The organism is Streptomyces sp. NPDC001851, from assembly GCF_040297165.1.
Classification (GTDB): domain Bacteria; phylum Actinomycetota; class Actinomycetes; order Streptomycetales; family Streptomycetaceae; genus Streptomyces.
Window position 1 is genome coordinate 1 of sequence record NZ_JBEOYR010000015.1, and the last position, 19,339, is coordinate 19,339.

Consider the following 19,339-nt stretch of genomic DNA (forward strand, 5'->3'; position numbering starts at 1 on the left):
TAACTCACCCCGGAGCCGTTCCACTTCCCCCAGCCTCACACCACGAAGATGCCCACCAGCAGGCGAGATCACTCGACGTAACGAAGCACTACTAGTGCGCCGACAGGCAGGTTCTGTCCAGCGGATCTTGTGACCACTAGGCTGCGACGATGGAACGCATGGCCGACGTGCCCGAGAGCTTCGCCCGGTCCGCGGAACCGGTCCCGGCGAACGACTACGACAGCTTCGCCGAGGCGTACTCGGCGGATTCCGAGAACAACCTCGTGACCGCCTCCTACGCGCGGCCCGCGATGGTGGCCCTCGCCGGAGACGTGGCCGGCCGCCGGATCCTGGACGCCGGCTGTGGGTCGGGCTCCCTGTCCGCCGCACTGCGCGACCGCGGTGCGGTCGTCACCGGCATCGACGCCAGTGCCGGGATGCTGGCGCTGGCCAGGCGCCGGCTGGGTGCCGACGCGGATCTGCACCTGGTCGACCTGCGCGATCGGCTGCCGTTCGCCGACGGTGCGTTCGACGACGTGGTCGCGTCGCTGGTCCTGCATTACCTGGAGGACTGGGGGCCGACGCTGACCGAGATACGGCGGGTGCTCAGGCCAGGCGGCCGGCTGATCGCGTCGGTGGACCACCCTTTCGTGGCCTACACGATCGAGGATCCTCGCCCCGACTACTTCGCGACCACCAGCTATGCCTTCGACTGGACGTTCGACGGGCGGTCCTTCCCGATGCGCTTCTGGCGCAGGCCGTTGCACGCGATGACCGATGCCTTCACCACCGCCGGCTTCCGCCTTTCCGTCATCAGCGAGCCACAGCCCGACCCGGCCGTCCGTGACCTGGACGGCTTCCGTGACCTTTCGACCAGGCCCTGCTTCCTGTTCTTCGTCGTCGAAGTGCCACCGTCGGCCGCGGCCAGGTGAAATCCGGCCTTCCGCACCGGTGCCGGCCGCCCGTGGTCAGGGCTCGCGGTGTTCGTGCGCGGCCTGTTCCAGTGCCTCCGCCTCGGCCTGGGCCAGGCGCGTCTCGGCGGCCACGTCGATCGAGCGGGTCAGCCACCAGTACAGCAGCGCGGCGACGGGCAGGCCGATGAACAGCGAGATGTCGGCTCCGCCCAGCGCCTTGGCGGCGGGGCCGACGTACAGGGTGCCGACGGAGAAGAAGGGAACCATGACGACGAAGCCGACCAGATACGCGATGATGCCGTGCCAGCCCCAACGGCCGTAGATGCCGTGCGGGTTGAAGATCTCCGCGATGGCGTAGTGCCCGCGGCGCACCACGTAGTAGTCCATCAGGTTCACGGCGGTCCACGGGATGAACAGATAGAGCACCAGCAGCAGGAAGTTGTTGAAGTTGGTGAGGAAGTTGGCGGTGGCGGCCAGTGCGCCGATCAGGGAGAGCGCGGCGGTCAGGCCGAGGGTGAGCAGTCGTACGGCCAGCGTCGGCCGGACCCGTTTGAACGAGTCGATGCCGCTGATGAGGGTCAGCGAGCCGCCGTACATGTTCAGTGCGGTGACGGACACCAGGCCCAGGGCGGAGAAGAGCAGCACGATCGCGCCGAAGCCGTCGAACACCTTGTCCCCGGCCGCGTTGATCGACGTGATGGTGTCGAAGCCCTTGCCCGCCCAGGCGGCCAGCAGCGAGCCGAGGACCATCAGCCAGATGCCGCCGAGCGCGGAGCCGAAGTACGTCCAGTAGAAGGTCTTGCGGACCGTCACGTCGGGCGGGAGATAGCGTGAGTAGTCGGAGACATAGATGGCCCAGCTGATCTGGTAGCCGGCGACCACGCCGAACTGTGCGAGGAACGGGGTCCACTTGAAGGCACCGAGGTCGAAGGAGCCCGCCGGATAGTGCAGGGTCACGAGGACGCCCACGGTGAAGACCCCGAAGACGACCAGGAAGGTGTACGTCAGGAACCGCTCGGCCTTGTGGATGATGTCGTAGCCCACCAGCGCGATGACGAGCGCGACCACGGTGACCACCACCACCCACAGCCTGACGCCGCCGTGGAGGGTGGCGTGCAGGGAGTCCGCGGCGAGGATGCTGTTGAAGACGTTGAACCCCGCGTACTGCACATAGGCGAAGAGCCACACCAGGAGGGCTCCGACATAGCCGAACTGGGGTCGCGACTGGATCATCTGCGGCAGGCCCAGCTGCGGCCCCTGCGCCGAGTGGAAGGCCATGAAGAAGGTGCCGAGGACGGTGCCGGAGACGATGGCCAGGAGAGACCAGATCAGGTTGCCGCCCTCGGTGATGCTGATCAGTCCCACGGCCAGGGTCGCGATCTGGGCATTGGACATGAACCACAGCGGTCCCAGATGCCAGAGCTTGCCGTGCCGCTCGTCCAGGGGAACGTAGTCGATGGACCGGACCTCGAGGCCGGACACCCTTGGCTCAGCTGATGTGCTCATGACGCCTCCTGGCGGTCCATCTGCCTCTGGCACACATTGTTCTCTGCCGGGGACGGCGTGACGAGCGGTGCGTGCGGAGATATCGGGAACGGACAGGGGCGGTGAGGTGCGGGCGGCGCGGCTCGACGCCGACCCGGTCACGCTGAGGGGCTGGCGATCACTCTCCGCACCGGCGGGCCGTGCCGCCGCCGTTGCGGTGGCTCGCGGCGAATCGGGACGGGGGCATGCCGAAGGCGCGCGTGAAGGCGGCGGTCAGCGCGGCGGGCGAGGCGTAGCCGAGGCGGCCGGAGACCTCGGTGACCGAGGCCGTACGCAGCAGCGGGACCGCGGCGAGCAGACGCGCGCGGGTGCGCCAGACCGCCGGACTCTCGCCGGTCTCGGCGCGGAAACGCCGGGTGAAGGCCCGTTCGCTCAGGGCGGTGCGCGCGGCCCACGCCGCGTTGGTGACACCGGCGTCCGGGGCGGCCAGATACTCCCGGCAGATCGCCGCGAGGTCGGCGGCGGCCGGGATCGCCACGTGGAACGGCAGCGGGGTGCGCGCGGCGATCTCGTGCAGGAGGAGCGCCACGACACAGCCGTCCCGGCCGGTGAGGCTGTAGTCCGCGTCGAACTCGACGGCGGCCAGGAGGAGTTCGCGCAGCAGCGGCGGAACGTCCACGACCGTGCAGCCGGCCGGCCACCAGGGCACGGCGTCCGGCTCGATGTAGAGGCTCCGGGTGCTCACCTCCAGCATGCGGACCCGGTGCGGGGTGGCGGCCGGGATCAGCACGGCCCGCTCCGGCGGAACGGTCCAGGTGCCCTCGGGCGTGTCCACGACCATCACACCCGTCGCGCCGTACAGGAACTGCGCGCGCCGGTGCCGGTGCCAGTCGAGCACATGGCCGGGCGGGTAGTCCGTGCCGATGGGCAGGACGGCCCGGTCCACATGGTCGAGGTCGTCCAGGGAGACGTTCTTCACGCGGCCACTGTAGGGGCCGGGTCTCGAAGGAATGGTGCCGGGCATCGCATGCGGGAACCTCGTCGCTGCTGGTGAGGTGGCCCTGTGAACGACGTGGCACTTCTCGGCATCGGGCTCCTGTGCGGGCTCACGACGGTCCTGTTCGGGTTCGGCGGCGGCTTCGTCGCGGTCCCGGTCGTGGTGTGGGCGAACGGGGCACTCGGCGCGGACGCGATACGGGTGGCGACCGCCACCTCGGCCCTCGTGATGCTGGTGAACGCGGGGTTCGCCACGGCCGTCACCCCCCGGCGCGTCCTGTCCGCCCTGCGCGGCAGCGGCACGCTGCTGCTCCTGCTGGCGGTCGGGGCCGCGGCCGGTGCGCTCGCCACCCTCCACGCCCCGGCCGGCCAGGCCCACTGGGGCTTCGTCGGGTACGTCGCTGTCACCATCGCCGACCTGCTGCTGCGCCCCGGGTTCCTGCGCCGGCGCGGACCGGGCGGGAAGAGCGGCGAGGGACAGGCGGAGCAGGCCCGCGAGGCCCGGGCAGGAGCGGTCCGCGCGGTGCCCCGGCCCCTGCCCGCCGTCCTCGGCGCGCCGATCGGCGCGGTGGCGGCCTTCCTCGGCGTGGGCGGCAGCGTCATGACGGTCCCCGCGCTGCGCCGTGCCGGACATCCGATGCGGGTGGCGACCGCCCTGGCCAACCCCCTCACCCTCGCCATAGCCCTCCCCGCCACCGCGCTCTCGCTGACCGGCACGCACGCCGGCGCCGGGCACACCCACCCGCACCTGGTCGGCCTCGTCGACCTCCGCGCCGCCGGGGCGCTGCTCGTCGGCGCCCTGCCGGTCATCGCGGTGCTGCGACGCCGGCCGCCCCGGATCCCTGACCGCACACATGCCTGGGCGTATCTCGCGCTGCTCGGCGTCGTGGAGCTCGCGATGCTGCTCGCGGGCTGAGACCGTCAGGATGCCTCGCGCCGCCGCCTGATCGGTTCTCCCACCCGGTGCATGTGAGCGAGGGCCTCGCGGTAGGACTGGATCAGGCCGGTCTCGTGGTAGGGCACGCCGAGCTCCGCGCAGTACGCGCGTACGAGGGGCTGGGCCCGCCGCAGATGGGGTGTGGGCATGCTCGGGAACAGGTGGTGTTCGATCTGGTGGTTGAGCCCGCCGAGCAGCACATCGGTGAACCGGCCGCCGCGTACGTTGCGGGAGGTGAGGACCTGGCGGCGCAGGAAGTCGGGCCGTTCGTCACCGCTGAACGTGGGCATGCCCTTGTGGTTCGGTGCGAAGGTGCAGCCGAGGTAGACGCCGAAGAGGCACTGGTGCACGGCGAGGAACGCCACCGCCTTGCCGGGCGGGAGCACGAGGAAGAGCGCGGAGACATACCCGGCGAGGTGCAGGAAGAGCAGACCGCCTTCCAGCAGCCGGTGCTTCATGGCCGGCGAGCGCAGCGCGCGCACGCTCGCGACGTGCAGGTTGAAGCCCTCCAGGGTCAGCAGCGGGAAGAACAGCCATGCCTGGTGCCCGCCGATGAGACGGGCCAGACCCCGGCTGTCGCGGGCCTGGGCGGTGGACCACACGACGATGTCCGGGGCGACATCAGGGTCGAGTTCCTCGTGGTTGGGGTTGGCGTGGTGGCGGGTGTGCTTGTTCATCCACCAGCCGTAGCTCATGCCGATCCCGAGGTTGCCGAAGAGCCGGCCCCATGTCTCGCTGGGCCGGCCGCGCCGGAACACCTGCCGGTGCGCCAGGTCATGGGCGACCAGGGCCACCTGACCGAACATGAACGCCAGGAAGGCCGCCACCGCCAGCTGCCACCAGGTGTCGCCGAGCGCGAGGAAGGCCACCCAGCCCGCCACCGTCAGCGCGATCACCAGACCGAGCCGTGCCGTGTAGTAACCGGGGCGCCGCTTCAGCAGACCCGCCTCGGCGATACGCCGGGACAGCCGGGCGAAGTCGCTGCCGGCCGCGGATCCGGTCGGACGGGAACGGGCGGCCGGCGCCTCGGCCGCGACCGGGGCATGGGGAGAAATCGTCATGCCGTCGAGTCTCTGCACACCCGTTGGGCCGTAACAGCCGGTCAGGCCCCCGACCGGATGGGGGGCTGTCCCCAGGATCCCCAGGGTGTTGCCCCCCTGCCGAGCCGCTGGCCTCAGCCTTCCCGGGAGGGCCGACCCGCGAGGAGTTCGAGTGTGTCGATCACACGGTGGGAGAAGCCCCATTCGTTGTCGTACCAGGCGACCACCTTCACATGACGGCCGTCGACGCGGGTGAGGGCGGAGTCGAAGATCGAGGAGGCCGGATTGCCCGTGATGTCGGAGGACACGAGCGGGTCGTCCGAGTACTCCAGGATGCCGGCGAGCGCTCCCTGGGCCGCGGTGCGGTAGGCCGCCAGCACGTCGTCGCGGGTCACGTCGCGTGCGACGGTCGTGTTGAGTTCGACGATCGAGCCCACCGGAACGGGCACCCGGATCGAGTCGCCCGACAGCTTGCCGTCGAGGTCCGGCAGCACGAGACCGATCGCCTTCGCCGCGCCCGTCGTGGTCGGCACGATGTTGACGGCGGCGGCACGGGCCCGGCGGGCGTCCCGGTGCGGGCCGTCCTGCAGGTTCTGCTCCTGCGTGTAGGCGTGCACCGTCGTCATGAACCCGTGCTCGATCCCGGCGAGTTCGTCCAGCACGGCGGCCAGGGGCGCGAGCGCGTTGGTGGTGCAGGAGGCGTTCGAGACGACCGTGTGCCGGGCCGGGTCGTACGCGTCGGTGTTGACCCCGTAGGCGAGCGTGACGTCGGCTCCGTCGGACGGCGCGCTCACGAGCACCTTGCGCGCACCGGCGTCGAGGTGCGCGCGGGCGGCCTTCGCCGACGTGAAGCGGCCGGTCGCCTCCAGGACGATGTCCACACCGAGTTCCGCCCACGGCAACCGCGCGGGGTCGCGCTCGGCGAGGACGGTGATGCGACGGCCGTCGACGACGAGGGCGTCACCGTCGACGGTCACGGGACGGCCGAGCCGGCCGGCTGTGGTGTCGTAGGCGAGCAGCCTGGCGAGGGTGGCGGGTTCCGTGAGGTCGTTCACGGCGACGACCTCCAGGGCGCTGCCGCGTTCGAGCAGGGCGCGCAGCACATTGCGGCCGATGCGGCCGAAACCGTTGATGGCGATGCGAGTCATGAGTGGTGTCCCTTGGATTCCTGCGGGCTTCTGCGGGCTGCTGCCGGCTTCTGCTGGTGCTCTTCGGTGCGCCACCAGCGTCGCGTGCCGCGCGCGCTCATGACCGTGTCGCGAGCGCCATGGTTCGCAAGGATCGCGCCAGCGGGCCGGCGGGCGGCTACTCGCCCTGGGTGAAGGTGCGCCGGTACTCGCTCGGGGTGGTGCCGAGGATCCGCTGGAAGTGGGTGCGCAGGTTCGTGCCGGTGCCGAGGCCGACGTCGGCGGCGATCTGCTCGATGCCGCGCTCCGAGCGTTCGAGCAGCTCGCGGGCCAGGTCGATGCGGGCGCGCATCACCCACTGCATCGGCGTGTACCCGGTGTCCTCGACGAAGCGCCGGGAGAGCGTGCGCGGCGAGACCGCGGCGTGCCGGGCGAGCACCGTGAGGGTGAGGGGCTCGCCGAGGCGGTGCAGGGCCCACTCGCGGGTCGCGGCGAACCGCTCGCCGAGCGGCTCCGGCACACTGCGCGGCACGTACTGGGCCTGGCCCCCGCTGCGGTAGGGGGCGGCGACCAGGCGCCGTGCCGCGTGGTTCGACACGGCGATCCCGAGGTCCGTGCGCAGGATGTGCAGGCACAGGTCGATGCCGGAGGCGGCGCCGGCCGACGTCAGCACGCTGCCCTCGTCGACGAAGAGCACGTTCTCGTCGACCCGGACGAGGGGGTGCTTCGCCGCGAGGGCGCGCGCGTAGTGCCAGTGCGTCGTCGCGCGCCTGCCGTCGAGCAGACCCGTGGCCGCGAGCGCGAAGGCCCCGGTCGAGATGGCGGCGAGCCGTGTGCCCCGTGCGTGCGCGGCGAGCAGCGCGTCGACCACGGGCCGCGGCGGGTCCTCGCGGTCGGGGAACCGGTATCCCGGGATGAAGACGATGTCGGCCCACTCCAGCGCGTCCAGGCCGTGGGCGACGTGGTACGACAGCCCGTCCCCGCCCGCCACCAGCCCGGGCGCCGCCCCGCACACCCGCACCTCGTACGGCATGCTGGCCCGCGTCGTGAACACCTGGGCCGGGATCCCGACGTCGAGCGGCTTCGCGCCTTCGAGCACGAGGACGGCGACGCGTTGCAGGCGGGGTGACGGCACGGGACACAGGGTACGAGAGCCACGGGGTGCGAGAGGGGCCGTACGACGGCGGGCCCCGCCGGTGGGAACCGGTGGGGCCCGCTGTCCAAGGGCGTGTGGCGCTCGGCGGTGTCAGTCGGTGCCGGACTCCATCGCGGCACGGTCCAGGGCCGCGTCCTCCTCCGAGACCTCCCCGCGGGAGGCGATCGCCTCGGCACCGCCCTGGGGCATCGCGCCGATCAGACCGGTGGAGGCCGCCTGGGCGGCGCCGATCAGGGCCGGGTGCTCGGTGCCGACCATGCCCAGGCCCGCGTACTGCTCCAGCCGCGCACGGGAGTCGGCGATGTCGAGGTTGCGCATGGTGAGCTGACCGATCCGGTCCCCCGGGCCGAACGCCGAGTCCTCGGTCCGCTCCATGGACAGCTTGTCCGGGTGGTAGCTGAACGCCGGGCCCGTGGTGTCGAGGATCGAGTAGTCCTCACCGCGCCGCAGCCGCAGCGTCACCTCGCCGGTGACCGCCGCGCCCACCCAGCGCTGCAGTGACTCGCGGATCATCAGCGCCTGCGGGTCCAGCCAGCGGCCCTCGTACATGAGACGGCCGAGCTTCCGGCCCTCGTTGTGGTACTGGGCGAGGGTGTCCTCGTTGTGGATCGCGTTGACGAGGCGTTCGTACGCCGCGTGCAGCAGCGCCATGCCGGGCGCCTCGTAGATGCCGCGGCTCTTGGCCTCGATGATCCGGTTCTCGATCTGGTCCGACATGCCGAGGCCGTGCCGGCCGCCGATGGCGTTGGCCTCCATGACCAGCTCGACCGGCGAGGCGAACTCCTTGCCGTTGATCGTCACCGGACGGCCCTGGTCGAAGCCGACCGTCACCTCCTCGGGGGCGATCTCGACCTCGGGGTCCCAGAACCGCACGCCCATGATCGGCTCGACCGTCTCGACACCGGTGTCCAGGTGCTCCAGGGTCTTGGCCTCGTGGGTGGCGCCCCAGATGTTGGCGTCGGTCGAGTACGCCTTCTCCGTGCTGTCGCGGTACGGCAGCCCGTGCGCGAGCAGCCACTCGGACATCTCCTTGCGGCCGCCCAGCTCCGTCACGAAGTCGGAGTCCAGCCAGGGCTTGTAGATCCGCAGGTGGGGGTTGGCGAGCAGGCCGTAGCGGTAGAACCGCTCGATGTCGTTGCCCTTGAAGGTGGAGCCGTCGCCCCAGATCTGTACATCGTCCTCAAGCATCGCCCGGACCAGGAGGGTTCCGGTGACGGCGCGGCCGAGGGGCGTCGTGTTGAAGTAGGCACGGCCGCCCGAGCGGATGTGGAACGCGCCGCAGGCGAGCGCGGCCAGCCCCTCCTCGACCAGCGCCGCGCGGCAGTCGACCAGGCGCGCGATCTCGGCGCCGTAGGCCGTCGCACGGCCGGGCACCGAGGCGATGTCGGGCTCGTCGTACTGGCCGATGTCGGCGGTGTAGGTGCACGGGACGGCACCCTTGTCGCGCATCCATGCGACGGCGACCGAGGTGTCGAGGCCGCCGGAGAAGGCGATACCGACGCGCTCGCCGACCGGAAGGGAAGTGAGGACCTTGGACATAGGAAGAGTATGCATCATTACGCATGCCCATGCATAGCCCGGGCTCGCCGCCGGCCGGGACCGGGGCTGGAGCGAGCCCCGCGCCCCCACCGGCCCCCAGGCGGGCGGGGCGGTGCGACCGCGCGTCGGCCGCCCACGGGCGGTCGCCCGGCAGGCGCGCCGGCGCGAGAGCCGAACCGGTCATGGATGGCCTGGACGACCTGCCCGGCGAGCGCCGGCCCGCTTCGGAACGCCTCCCCGGGAAGCCCGGCGCGCGCTGGGTGCGGGCCGGGTGGGCGAGCTCGCCACGTGCGCGATGAGCCGCTGCGCCCGGCGCCGAAATCGGCAGGCCGGGCGCGGCTCGTTCACGACCGCCGGCCGCCGAACGTCCAGGCGTGGACTTCGACCTCCGCATAGCGGCCCGGAGCCAGGACGGCTCGTGCCGCATCCGGGTCCGGGGCCCGGACGAGCGCGGCCGTGCCGAGCCAGATGGAGCCGTCGTCGGACAGCAGCGGCCCGTACGCGATCAACTCGTCCCGGTACGGCGCCGGTACGGCGAGGTCGGCGTCGTCCGTGCCCTCGCCGCCGAGGCCGAGCACCAGGTAGCGGTCGCCGTCCACCGGGCCGCCGGGGAAGTCCCACATGGTGCGCCCCAGCAGGTTGCGCCACCGGCGCAGCAGGACGTCCCGGTACACCCCTGCCTGGTAGTTGGGCTCGTCGAAGGCGAAGGCCCGGGCGGCCGCGGAGTCCGGCAGGTCGACGATGTGCACACTGCCGGTGGGCGTGTGGCCGTCGCCCGCGAAGGTCGGGCCACGGGCGATCATCTCCTTGGCGAACCGGTCCATGTAGGACCAGTGCTGTTCCAGCAGCTTGTCGCGCAGGGGCCGGGAGCCGGGCCGATCACGGTGGTAGCAGAAGAACTCCATGACCCCAGACCCTCCCCCAGCGCAGGGCAGCGCCTCAACCGCTTTGGCTCCGGGAAAGCCATTGACAGGCCGGCACGCTCCTCCAGTACGTTCCTTTTCGGAACTTAGTGAGTACCGAAAGGGAACCTACTGTGCCCCAGCAGACGTGGACCGCCGTCGACGACTACTTCAACAGCCTGCTCGTGAAGGAGGACGACGCCCTGCTCGCGGCTGCCGGGAACAGCGACGCGGCCGGGCTGCCGGCGATACAAGTGGCTCCCAACCAGGGCAAGTTGCTGAACCTGCTCGCCAGGCTCCAGGGCGCCCGCCGGATCCTGGAGATCGGCACCCTCGGCGGCTACAGCACCATCTGGCTCGCGCGCGCCCTGCCGGAGGGCGGGCGCCTGGTCACGCTGGAGAGCGATCCGGACTACGCCGCCGTCGCCACCGCCAACATCGCCCGCGCCGGCCTGGAGCACGTCGTCGACGTCCGCGTCGGCAAGGCCCGGGACTCGCTGCCCGGGCTCGCAGCCGAGGACGCGGGCCCGTTCGACCTGGTCTTCATCGACGCCGACAAGCCCTCCAACCCGGAGTACCTGGAGTGGTCCCTGAAGCTGACCCGGCCCGGCAGCGTCATCGTCGGCGACAACGTCGTACGCGACGGCGCCGTCACCGACGCGGGCAGCGACGACCCCCGCGTCCAGGGCGTCCGCCGCTTCACCGAACTCATCGCGGAGCACCCGCGGTTGACCGCCACCACGCTCCAGACGGTCGGCTCCAAGGGCTACGACGGCTTCACACTCGCCCTCGTCACCGGGTGAGGGGAAAAGGGACGAGGTGACCGAAGACCGGCGCCCGCCGCCCGAGCCGGCGGGCCCGCGCGCGGACAACGCCCCTCAGCCGCCGGTCAGCAGTCGCCGGACCACATATCCGGCAGAGTCGACACCGGAGCTGCCGCCCTCGACCAACGCCGCAACCGACATACGGGAGTTGTACGCGGTGAGCCAGCCGTTGGTGTGGTCCCCCTCCTCCGCGGTGCCGGTCTTGGCGCCGACACCCACCAGTCCGCCCAGCCGCGGAGCCGCCGTGCCGCTGGTGGCCACGGTGCGCATCATCGACTGCAGATAGCCGGCCGTGCGGGCGGAGATCGGCTGGGGCGCGGTGTCCTGGTGCTGTCCCGGCAGGATGATCGGCTGCTCGAAGCCCGCGTTGCGGACGGTGGCCGCCACGGATGCCATGAACAGGGGCGTGGCGGTGACCTTGCCCTGGCCGATGAACTGGGCCGCCTGGTCGCCGCCCTGGACGTCCGCCGGAATGCTCGGGTCGGTGGTGGCGACGCCGCCGCCGATGGACCAGCTGCCCATCCCGAAGACGTTCACGGCCTCGTCGTGCAGGGCGGAGGCGTCGCCGTCGTGCACGAGGTAGCGGAAACCGTCCTTGATGAAGGAGGTGTTGCAGGACACCGTGAACGCCTGCGCGAGGGAGGCGCCCGGGTTGGCCCGCACACCGGAGTCGTTGTGGAAGAGCTGGCTGTTGGCCGTCAGCGAGTCCGAGCACGGCGCGGGGCTGTTCGGTGTGAGGCCCGCCTTGTCGAAGAGGGCCGCCGAGGTGATGATCTTCATCGTGGACCCGGGCGACTTGATGCCGTTGATGGCGATGTCACCGTCGTCGCCCGTGTGCGAGAGCGCGAGGATGTGGCCGTTGCGCCAGTCGAGCGCCACGGTCCCGGCGGGCTTCTGCTGAAGGTGGGGGTCCTGCACGGCGCGCTCCGCCACCGTCTGGAGACCGGCGTCGATGGTGGTTCTGACGATCGCCGGCCGGCCCTTGCCGAAGACCTTCAGCGTCTTCACGCCCGCGCCGCCGCCGTCGACGACGGCCACCCCCGTTCCCGGCGTACCGCCGGTGGGCTTCGCGTTCTTGCCGATCGTCGCCGCGACGTCCCGCAGCGACGCGAAGCGGGAGAGGTCGGTCCTGCCGTCGCTCGCGACGACCTTCGCTGCGGTGGCGCCGGCCGGCAGCCTGCCCGCCGTCAGCGACTGTCCGTCGCCCAGGCCCGGATAGAGCACGGAGTTGTTCCAGTGGACCGCCAGCTGGCCGTTCGTGCTCTTCCGCACCGCCGTCGCGCTCGGATATCTCCAGGTTCCGCCCGCGACCTCGGCGGTGACGTCGAAGGTCACCTTGGTGGCTCCCGGCGTCACGGATGAGGGTCCCGCGGACAGGATGTGATCGAAGGACAGCTTCTTCAGGTGCAGGCCGTCGGCGTAGTCGCGCAGTGCCCGCGAGGCGGTGTCCGGTATGTCGGTGTCGCTTGCCGCGCCGTCCAGGTGCTGCTGGGACCAGCTGTCCAGGAAGGCACGGGTCAGCTTCTCCGCCTCGGCTCCCGACGGGGGCGTACTCGACACCGCCGAGGGGTCGAAACCGCGTGCTTGCTTGGTCGTGTCGTCACCCGCTGAACCGGAGGTCAGGCCATGCAGAAGGTTGTAGGTACCGATTCCCCCGAGGGCGAGCAGCGCGGTGCACGTACCGGCGAGGCCGATCTTCACAGCTCTGTTCATGGAGAGGATCGTATGTACGTTCCATGAAAGCGCGTGCCGAAAGTCGGGAGATCGTTACCGGAACGTCAGGCCGAAACTGCCGCCGCGGCCGCACTTCACCTGGCCGGCAGGATTCCCCGGCCTCCACGCGCCGGTTGGCAGAACACGGGTTTCTACGGCTGGACAGGGGAGATCTCCCTCCTACGGGCAGGGGTGGAGCCCCCCGTTCTCGCTGTCGAGGCGGGTCAGGTAGGCGCTGAGGCGCGTAGCGGCGTGCAGCATGGCGAGGCCCTGGGCGGTGAGCCTTCGTTGCCAGGTGTCCAGGGAGGCGGCCAGCGCGTCCGTGCCGCCGGCCGTGCGGATCTGCTGGACCACGGTGGCGATGTGGTCGAGGAGATGGCCCCCGCGCCGCAGGAGGTGCGCTAGTTCGGCGTCACGGATGTCGTCGGTGTCGAAGACACGGTATCCGCTCGCCGGGTCCCGGGCGGGCCTGAGGATGCCGGCGCTTTCCCAGTTGCGCAAGGTCGCCGGGGTCACGTCGAGTTGGCGGGCGAGCTCGCCGACGGTGCGGGTGGTCGCGCGGCCCGGTGCGGGATCCGGGGTGGCCGCGGACTCCGCGGTCAGGTGGTTCACCGCCGTGCGCACGGCTTCGAGGGTGTCCCGGTCGCGGAGCAGCTGAGCGTGGCCGCGGTCGATGATCGTCAGGGCTTCGTCGCGTTGGTCCCGGTGGACGGCGTTCATGATCTGGCCGGCGGCGGCGTACCCGTACGCGGGGACCAGTGAGAGGTAGGCGCGCAGTGCTGCCGCGTGCACCTCGGTGTAGATCCGGTAGCCGCTGGCGGTGCGCTCGGCGGGCGGGATGAATCCGTGCCGCTCGTAGTTGCGCACGGCCTGGGTGGAGATGCCGTGCTCGCGCGCGAGGTCGGTCGGTCGCAAGGTACTCACCCGTTGAGACTTTATCCCAGGTCTCTGCCTCGGGACGGCGTGATCCGAGTGCAATGGCTCTCCAAAGCCTCAACCGTCCTTTCAAGGATACGATTGAGGTCCATGAGTCAGGACATACGAGACTTCGTGCCCCCGTCATGCGCCCTCCTCGGGTTGGGCGAGCCCACCCACCAGGAACCGGCCTTCGGGCGGGTCCGCAACGAACTGTTCGCCCGGCTGACCGACCACGGCTTCCGTTCGATCGCCCTTGAGACCGATCGCGTGGCCGCGCTCGCCGTCGACGACTACGTCCGGGAAGGAGCCGGAAGCCTCGACGTGGTCATGCGCGAAGGCTTCTCCCACGGCTTCGGAGACCTCGACGCCAACAGGAGGCTGGTCGGCTGGATGCGCGACCACAACCGCAGCCGGCCGCCGGAGGAACGTCTGGCCTTCCACGGCTTCGACGCGCCGCTGGAGAACTTCAGCGCACCCAGCCCACGGGCCTTTCTGGAACACGCCCGGGACTACCTGGGACTCGACCTCGACCTCGCGGAACTCACCGGCGACGACACACGGTGGAGCCGGCCGGAGGCGGTCCTGGACCACACCATGTCGCCGGGCGCCACGCCCGAGGCCGAGCGGCTGCGGCTGATCGCGGACGACATGCACCTCGCGCTCTACGGACGCGCCCCGGAGCTGATGGCGGCGACGTCCCGTGAGGACTGGGTCAGGGCCAGGACACATCTCACCGCCGGCCTGGGCCTGCTGCGCTACCACAGGCAGTCGGCACAGCCCCTCAACCCGGGTTCCCGGGAAGCCTGCCTGCTCGCCGCCCGTGACGCGCTCATGGCCCAGAACCTCCTGGACATCCGCGCCATCGAGGAGGAGCGGGGCCCGACCCTGGTCTTCACGCACAACTTCCATGTGCAGCGCAACGCGAGTGCCTGGCGCCCGGGGGACCCCGGTGCGCAGTGGTCCGGTGCCGGCGCCATCGTGGCCGCGCTGCTGGGCGACCGGTATGTCTGCGTCGCCGGCAGTCTGGGCCGCAGTGAGACTCTTGGACTCCAGGACCCGGCCCCGGACACCTACGAAGGTCGCCTCCAGAGCCGTATCGCCACCTGGGGCCTGGAGCGGGCCACCGTGGACCCGTCCGCCCGCACCCGAACGGGCACACACCCGGGACACGGCTACTTCCCGCTCGACCGGGCGACGCTCGGTGCGGTGGACGCGGTCCTGCACATCAGCGACGGCACAACCCCCGGCGCCCCCGCGCACATCTGACCGGGCAGGAGAGCCGAAGCCCGCGCCGCCGCGGCGAGCCGCGGCGGCGTGACCGTGACGGCTCGCCTGCCCGGCGTGCGGCCGGTCGCCCCGTAGGCTGGGTTCCGTGACCGGCGAGACTGATCTGCAGAAACTGCTCAGGGACATGCGTCCGGAGCTGAATCCGGGCCGCTATGTCTTCACCATGGCCGAGGGAGGCGTGCCGTCGGGTGTCACCCCCGTGGTGACGGTCGCCGAGCAGGAGGGCCTGACCCTCGTCGTTCCGCAGGCGGAGGCGGACGCGGCGGGAATGGCGTACGACTACGTGGCCGGCTGGGTCACCTTGCGGGTGCACTCCGCGCTGGCCGCGGTGGGGCTGACCGCGGCCGTCTCCCGCGCCCTCGCCGACGCGGGCCTGAGCTGCAATGTGGTCGCCGGTTTCCACCACGACCACCTCTTCGTGCCCTACGACGACGCCGGGCGGGCCATGGAGGTCCTCCAGCGCCTGTCCGGCGCCTCCGCCTGAGCCGCTGGGGAGGACCGCATCGTCCCAACGGCCGTGGGGCGGGGGCGCGATGGCCCGGAGGTCCTCGGTCGCGCCCGCGCTCCGCTCGCCTCCAGCGCCGCACCCCCCGGGAACCACGGCTCGCCCCGGCGCCGTAAGCCGTCGACGAGCCGGTCACCGCGGCGGGAGGCCAGGCCCTGTGCCGCGCGGGCCGACTGCGAGGTGCCGTCGGCCATCGGTTCGGCCGCGCCGCGAACTCACCCGCACCGGAAGACCGGAAGCCCCGGCAGGCACCATCGCCGCATGCCGCCGCACTCGGTGACACTCGACAGGATCATCCCGCAGGACTGGCCGGCCGTGCACGCGTGGGCATGTCTGGCGGAGGCCTGTCGCCACCAGACCTGGGGGCCGAACACGAAGGACGAGACACGGGAGTTCGCCGAAGCCCCAGGGCCCTGGCCCGGCCGGCCCGCACTCGGCGCCGCCATGCCGTTGCCGCCCGCCTCGGCCCGGACATCGTGGGCGTGGGCGAACTGCACGTCCGCAGCGATGTCCACCGTCAGGGGGAGATCTCCTGCATCGTGCATCCCCGGATCCGGGGACAGGGCATGGGCACCGCCATCGGCCGCCGGCTTCTCGCCCACGGATCCGGCGAGTTGCTGCTGCACCGGATCCACGCGACCTGTGACCCGCGGAACCTGGGCTCTTTCCACGTCCTGACCATGCTCGGCATGACATGCGAAGGGCGTCCGCGCCGCACTCTGTTGCTGCGCCACGGCTGGCGGGACTCGCTGGTCTTCAGCATCCTCGGCAAGGAATGGCGTACCTCCGCCGCAACGCACAGGGTTCACTCAGCAGAAACAGGTTGGCCCAGCCGTATCATCCATGTGTCGGGACACCCCCGCAGGAAACCTCCCCGCTCTGCCGGGGAACCCGCAGTACAACTCCCGCTCCCCGCTTGCCGCACCGGAGGCAAAGGAGCGCACCCCACCCACACTCTCGGAGCGACAGATGCCTGAGCCCACCACCCCCGTCACCGAGTTGACCTCGCAGTACGTCAGCCAGGTGACCAACGACCTGGAACGCAACGTCAAGGAGCAGGAGCGCATCTCCGCCGAAATCGTGTCCCTGCAGGAGCAGTTGACGGCCCTGCAGCATGATCACACCATTCTGACGAACATGCAGCAGGCGCTCGGTGTGACCTCGGTGGGCCCGTCCGCCACCACCGACGGCGCCGTGGTGCCCGGCCCGCGGAAGACGACCACCGCCACCGCCGTCGCACGCCGGGCGCCGAAGAAGGCGACCGCGGAGCAGTCCGAGCCCGGGAAGGAGCAGTCCGAGCCCAGGAAGCGGTCCGCCAAGAAGCCCGCGGCGGCCAGGGCCGGTGCGGCCAAGCCCACGGCGGCCAAGGCCAGTGCGGCCAAGCCCGCCGCGAAGAAGGCGGCTGCCCAGACGGCTCAGCCCACGCTCGTCGAGCTCGTCCGCCGCCATCTCGCGGACCAGCAGGAGCCGCGTTCCGCCGCGGAGGTCACCGAGGCGCTTGAGAAGGCGCATCCCGACCGGGCGATCCAGACCAAGGTCATCCGCACCACTCTGGAGAACCTCGTGGCCCGCAACAGCGCCCAGCGCACCAAGCAGGGCTCGTCCGTCTTCTACACCGTTCCCGCCGCCTCGGAGCCCACGGCGGCGAACGCGGAGGAGCCCCAGCCCGACGCCGCCGAGTGACCGTGATCCCCGCGCCCCGTCCTGACCGTGCCTGAGCGCCGGTGAAGTGCCTCGGTCTCAGCCGGCCCGGGACGGGTCCCGGTCGGCACGAAGGGCCCTGAGGCGGCTCACGAGCCGGCGCCGGACCGCTGGCGCGTCTGGTCGAACTCGGTCACCGGGTCGCCTGCGGTCTGCCAGGGCCATGTGGTGACGACGCCACCGGTCGCCTCGAAGACGGAACGCGCCTCGGCGCGCCGGTCCGCGGCCATCAGCGCGTAGGCGAGGAGGTTGAGGTCGGCCAGCGCCTTGGCGTGGCGCAGGAAGCCGGGCTGGCTCCATGTGTGTGCCACGCGGTCGAGGGCCTGCGCGGCCATCGCCTGGGACCAGTGGTTGCGCGCGACCAGCGCCTCGAATCCACCGCGGTCGAGAATGGAGTGGTACTGGAGGACCTGGGCGGTGAGTTCGGTCGCGGCGCACGGCGCGTTGGCGGGCATGCGGGCGCCCAGGCTGTCCACGAACTCCAGGACCTGGATACGCGACCCCGCCTCCTGGGGGCTGAGGTAGGCCAGCATGCTCAGATAGGCCTCGCGGTTCCAGCGATCGCGGGCGAGCACCTCGTTCCACACCCCGAAGACCTGGGACTGCTCACGGCGTTCCAGGCGTGCCACCGCGAGCAGGGCCACCCAGGGAGTGGGGTCGTCCGGAGCGAGCTCGGCAGCCCGCAGACAGGCCTCGATGGTGTCGGCGGGGTCTTCCAGGTGCCCCTGGGCACGGCCCTGCGCCACCTGGGTCCAGGCGTGCAGGACGAGCGCGTTCACGCTGTTGGGCTCCCGCGTCACCCAGGACCGCGGCAGATGGGATCCGCTGAGGTATCCCGCCAGGACGTCGATGCGATGCGTCCTGCGGTCCCAGTCGCCCGGGTCCTGCTCCAGGAGCCGGGACATCTGCGCCAGACACAGCTCGGTGGTCCCGAAGGTGCCGGTCCTGGTGGTCGCCACGAGAGACTTCAGCAGCTTGCCCAGCTCCTGGTCGTCGAGTTCCGGAGCGAGGCGGGCCCTCTTGCGGCGACTTGAAAGAAATGCCATGGCCGGAGGCTAGGGCGGATCTGTGAGGACACAAGGGCTGGGCAGAGATCGTTATGGTTTAGACGTATCATCCGGCATCTGTCCGGGCGAGGGTCGGGTTGCCGGTATTCGGGGTGCCGGGCAGGAGGCGGCCGACCCCGGTCCGGCGGCGTCCACCGGTACGGCGCGGAAGACCAGCGCCGCCGCGGCCGCCACGCCCGCCGCCGTGGCCAGAGTGCCGGGGAGGGACCGGGCCGCGAGCGGGCCGGCGAGTGCCGCGCCCGCCGCGAAGCCGGTGATCTTCAGACTGGCACCGGTGGTGAAGATCTGGCCGCGCAGACGGTCCGGAGCCTCCCGGTGGCGTACCGCGAACAGGGCGGTGAGCTGCGGCCCTTCACCGATTCCGGTCAGCAGCAGGGCCAGGGCGAGCACGGCGGGGCGGGCCGTCGCCGCGAGGGCGAGCGCTCCGGCCTGGATCAGGGCGCCGGCCCAGATGATCGAGTCGGGGGCCATGGACCGGGGGAACCGGGCCAGAACGGCGTTGGCCGCCAGAGCCGAGAAGGCCGCGCAGGACAGCAGCAGCGCACCTCGGCCCGCCCCGCCGAGAACGCGTTCGCCCAGCAGCGGGGCGCAGGCCGCCAGCATGCCCTGCGCCGCACAGCACAGGACCGAGAGCAGGGTCGCCCGCGCCAGCCGGCGTCTTGTGACGATGACCCGCATGCCGGCGGCCAGGTCGCCGGTCAGCGAGCCCCGCTCCCCTCCTCGCACCCGTACGGGACGCTCCGGCAGGGTCCACGCGGCGGGCGCCGCCGCCCCGATGAGCGCCGCCGAGACCACGACGGCCGCCGGCGCCCCCAGGGCCTCGGCCAGGCCGCCGGCCAGGCTCGGACCGGCCAGGCTCGCCATGCCGAAGGTCATGGCGTCGAGGGCGTTCGCGCGGGGCAGCCGGTCGCCCGCCGCCACGCGCGGCAGCTGGCCCGTCCAGCCGCCCGACAGCGCGGGCCCCAGCGCGCCGGTCAGTACGGCGATCACGACGGTGACCGCGAGGGGAAGCCGGCCGAGCCCCACGAGGATCGCCATCAGCCCGGCCGCGTACAGGACGAGCGTCACGGCGAGCAGCCGCCCCGGCCGCTGCTGCCGGTCGAGCACCGCCCCGAGCACCGGGCCCCCTGCCGCCGCCGCGACCGTGATGCCCGCGAGCAGTGCCGACGCGTCGGAGGCCGACCCTGCGACGGCGAATCCCGCCAGCATCAGCGCCGGTCCCGACATCTCGTCCCCGGCCCGTGCCACC

Annotated in this window: 19 protein-coding genes; 7 read left to right on the top strand and 12 right to left on the bottom strand. The window is 71.5% G+C overall.

Translation table 11 applies throughout. The features are described 5' to 3' along the window. Positions 1 to 149: 149 nt before the first annotated feature. Complete coding sequence (locus tag ABT171_RS22660) at positions 150 to 911, top strand: class I SAM-dependent methyltransferase (RefSeq protein ID WP_351246484.1); 762 nt, start codon at positions 150 to 152, stop codon at positions 909 to 911. 36 nt (positions 912 to 947) lie between these two features. Here the strand turns inward: ABT171_RS22660 and ABT171_RS22665 are convergent, their stop codons facing one another. Together ABT171_RS22665 and ABT171_RS22670 are read right to left on the bottom strand one after the other, a co-directional pair. Further along, positions 948 to 2,399, bottom strand: a complete 1,452-nt coding sequence (locus ABT171_RS22665) for a purine-cytosine permease family protein (RefSeq protein WP_351246486.1) — start codon at positions 2,397 to 2,399, stop codon at positions 948 to 950. 157 nt (positions 2,400 to 2,556) lie between these two features. Further along, positions 2,557 to 3,357 carry an AraC family transcriptional regulator gene (locus ABT171_RS22670; protein WP_351246488.1) on the bottom strand — a complete coding sequence of 267 codons (801 nt, stop codon included), beginning with the start codon at positions 3,355 to 3,357 and terminating at the stop codon, positions 2,557 to 2,559. An 84-nt stretch (positions 3,358 to 3,441) separates the two neighbouring features. Between ABT171_RS22670 and ABT171_RS22675 the strand changes: the two genes are divergently transcribed. Then, positions 3,442 to 4,290: a TSUP family transporter gene (locus ABT171_RS22675; RefSeq protein WP_351246490.1), complete on the top strand. Its 849-nt coding sequence runs from the start codon at positions 3,442 to 3,444 to the stop codon at positions 4,288 to 4,290. A gap of 5 nt (positions 4,291 to 4,295) precedes the next feature. Here ABT171_RS22675 and ABT171_RS22680 read toward each other — a convergent pair whose 3' ends face one another. From ABT171_RS22680 to ABT171_RS22700, 5 genes are all read right to left on the bottom strand, one after another. After that, the gene (locus ABT171_RS22680; protein ID WP_351246492.1) at positions 4,296 to 5,372 is read right to left on the bottom strand and encodes a fatty acid desaturase family protein; all 1,077 of its coding nucleotides are present in this window, start codon (positions 5,370 to 5,372) and stop codon (positions 4,296 to 4,298) included. A gap of 113 nt (positions 5,373 to 5,485) precedes the next feature. Beyond that, on the bottom strand, positions 5,486 to 6,499 hold the full coding sequence (gene gap, locus ABT171_RS22685) for a type I glyceraldehyde-3-phosphate dehydrogenase (RefSeq protein ID WP_351246494.1): 1,014 nt from the start codon (positions 6,497 to 6,499) through the stop codon (positions 5,486 to 5,488). A 157-nt stretch (positions 6,500 to 6,656) separates the two neighbouring features. After that, the gene (locus ABT171_RS22690; RefSeq protein ID WP_351246496.1) at positions 6,657 to 7,613 is read right to left on the bottom strand and encodes a GlxA family transcriptional regulator; all 957 of its coding nucleotides are present in this window, start codon (positions 7,611 to 7,613) and stop codon (positions 6,657 to 6,659) included. Between the two features lie 111 nt (positions 7,614 to 7,724). Then, positions 7,725 to 9,173: an argininosuccinate synthase gene (gene argG, locus ABT171_RS22695; RefSeq protein ID WP_351246498.1), complete on the bottom strand. Its 1,449-nt coding sequence runs from the start codon at positions 9,171 to 9,173 to the stop codon at positions 7,725 to 7,727. 344 nt (positions 9,174 to 9,517) lie between these two features. Beyond that, on the bottom strand, positions 9,518 to 10,078 hold the full coding sequence (locus tag ABT171_RS22700; protein WP_351246500.1) for a YciI family protein: 561 nt from the start codon (positions 10,076 to 10,078) through the stop codon (positions 9,518 to 9,520). A gap of 131 nt (positions 10,079 to 10,209) precedes the next feature. Between ABT171_RS22700 and ABT171_RS22705 the strand changes: the two genes are divergently transcribed. Further along, on the top strand, positions 10,210 to 10,878 hold the full coding sequence (locus tag ABT171_RS22705) for an O-methyltransferase (RefSeq protein ID WP_351246502.1): 669 nt from the start codon (positions 10,210 to 10,212) through the stop codon (positions 10,876 to 10,878). 75 nt (positions 10,879 to 10,953) lie between these two features. Here the strand turns inward: ABT171_RS22705 and ABT171_RS22710 are convergent, their stop codons facing one another. After that, the gene (locus tag ABT171_RS22710) at positions 10,954 to 12,612 is read right to left on the bottom strand and encodes a penicillin-binding transpeptidase domain-containing protein (RefSeq protein ID WP_351246504.1); all 1,659 of its coding nucleotides are present in this window, start codon (positions 12,610 to 12,612) and stop codon (positions 10,954 to 10,956) included. 180 nt (positions 12,613 to 12,792) lie between these two features. Continuing rightward, complete coding sequence (locus ABT171_RS22715) at positions 12,793 to 13,527, bottom strand: MerR family transcriptional regulator (protein ID WP_503076249.1); 735 nt, start codon at positions 13,525 to 13,527, stop codon at positions 12,793 to 12,795. A gap of 111 nt (positions 13,528 to 13,638) precedes the next feature. On the opposite strand from ABT171_RS22715, the gene ABT171_RS22720 reads away from it, so the two are divergent. Then, positions 13,639 to 14,796: an erythromycin esterase family protein gene (locus ABT171_RS22720; protein ID WP_351246508.1), complete on the top strand. Its 1,158-nt coding sequence runs from the start codon at positions 13,639 to 13,641 to the stop codon at positions 14,794 to 14,796. 106 nt (positions 14,797 to 14,902) lie between these two features. Beyond that, entirely contained in the window at positions 14,903 to 15,301 is a 399-nt protein-coding gene (locus ABT171_RS22725) for an ACT domain-containing protein (RefSeq protein ID WP_351246510.1), read from the top strand. Between the two features lie 236 nt (positions 15,302 to 15,537). Here the strand turns inward: ABT171_RS22725 and ABT171_RS22730 are convergent, their stop codons facing one another. Beyond that, positions 15,538 to 15,867 (bottom strand): hypothetical protein, encoded by a 330-nt coding sequence (locus ABT171_RS22730; protein WP_351246863.1) that lies wholly within the window; start codon positions 15,865 to 15,867, stop codon positions 15,538 to 15,540. Between ABT171_RS22730 and ABT171_RS22735 the strand changes: the two genes are divergently transcribed. Next, positions 15,805 to 16,299 (top strand): GNAT family N-acetyltransferase, encoded by a 495-nt coding sequence (locus tag ABT171_RS22735; RefSeq protein WP_351246512.1) that lies wholly within the window; start codon positions 15,805 to 15,807, stop codon positions 16,297 to 16,299. The genes ABT171_RS22730 and ABT171_RS22735 overlap by 63 nt on opposite strands. Further along, positions 16,292 to 17,005: a hypothetical protein gene (locus ABT171_RS22740; protein ID WP_351246514.1), complete on the top strand. Its 714-nt coding sequence runs from the start codon at positions 16,292 to 16,294 to the stop codon at positions 17,003 to 17,005. Before ABT171_RS22735 ends, ABT171_RS22740 begins: the two co-directional genes overlap by 8 nt. A gap of 107 nt (positions 17,006 to 17,112) precedes the next feature. Here ABT171_RS22740 and ABT171_RS22745 read toward each other — a convergent pair whose 3' ends face one another. Both ABT171_RS22745 and ABT171_RS22750 read right to left on the bottom strand, forming a co-directional pair. Further along, complete coding sequence (locus ABT171_RS22745; protein ID WP_351246515.1) at positions 17,113 to 18,069, bottom strand: hypothetical protein; 957 nt, start codon at positions 18,067 to 18,069, stop codon at positions 17,113 to 17,115. A gap of 51 nt (positions 18,070 to 18,120) precedes the next feature. After that, entirely contained in the window at positions 18,121 to 19,317 is a 1,197-nt protein-coding gene (locus ABT171_RS22750) for an MFS transporter (RefSeq protein WP_503076250.1), read from the bottom strand. Between the last annotated feature and the right edge of the window lie 22 nt (positions 19,318 to 19,339).

Coding starts and splice junctions, on each gene's coding strand:
- ABT171_RS22660 (WP_351246484.1), top strand. CDS start 150: ATGGAACGCATGGCCGACGTGCCCGAGAGCTTCGCCCGGTCCGCGGAA.
- ABT171_RS22665 (WP_351246486.1), bottom strand. CDS start 2,399: ATGAGCACATCAGCTGAGCCAAGGGTGTCCGGCCTCGAGGTCCGGTCC.
- ABT171_RS22680 (WP_351246492.1), bottom strand. CDS start 5,372: ATGACGATTTCTCCCCATGCCCCGGTCGCGGCCGAGGCGCCGGCCGCC.
- gap (WP_351246494.1), bottom strand. CDS start 6,499: ATGACTCGCATCGCCATCAACGGTTTCGGCCGCATCGGCCGCAATGTG.
- argG (WP_351246498.1), bottom strand. CDS start 9,173: ATGTCCAAGGTCCTCACTTCCCTTCCGGTCGGCGAGCGCGTCGGTATC.
- ABT171_RS22700 (WP_351246500.1), bottom strand. CDS start 10,078: ATGGAGTTCTTCTGCTACCACCGTGATCGGCCCGGCTCCCGGCCCCTG.
- ABT171_RS22710 (WP_351246504.1), bottom strand. CDS start 12,612: ATGAACAGAGCTGTGAAGATCGGCCTCGCCGGTACGTGCACCGCGCTG.
- ABT171_RS22720 (WP_351246508.1), top strand. CDS start 13,639: ATGAGTCAGGACATACGAGACTTCGTGCCCCCGTCATGCGCCCTCCTC.
- ABT171_RS22730 (WP_351246863.1), bottom strand. CDS start 15,867: ATGCACGATGCAGGAGATCTCCCCCTGACGGTGGACATCGCTGCGGAC.
- ABT171_RS22740 (WP_351246514.1), top strand. CDS start 16,292: ATGCCTGAGCCCACCACCCCCGTCACCGAGTTGACCTCGCAGTACGTC.
- ABT171_RS22745 (WP_351246515.1), bottom strand. CDS start 18,069: ATGGCATTTCTTTCAAGTCGCCGCAAGAGGGCCCGCCTCGCTCCGGAA.
- ABT171_RS22750 (WP_503076250.1), bottom strand. CDS start 19,317: ATGTCGGGACCGGCGCTGATGCTGGCGGGATTCGCCGTCGCAGGGTCG.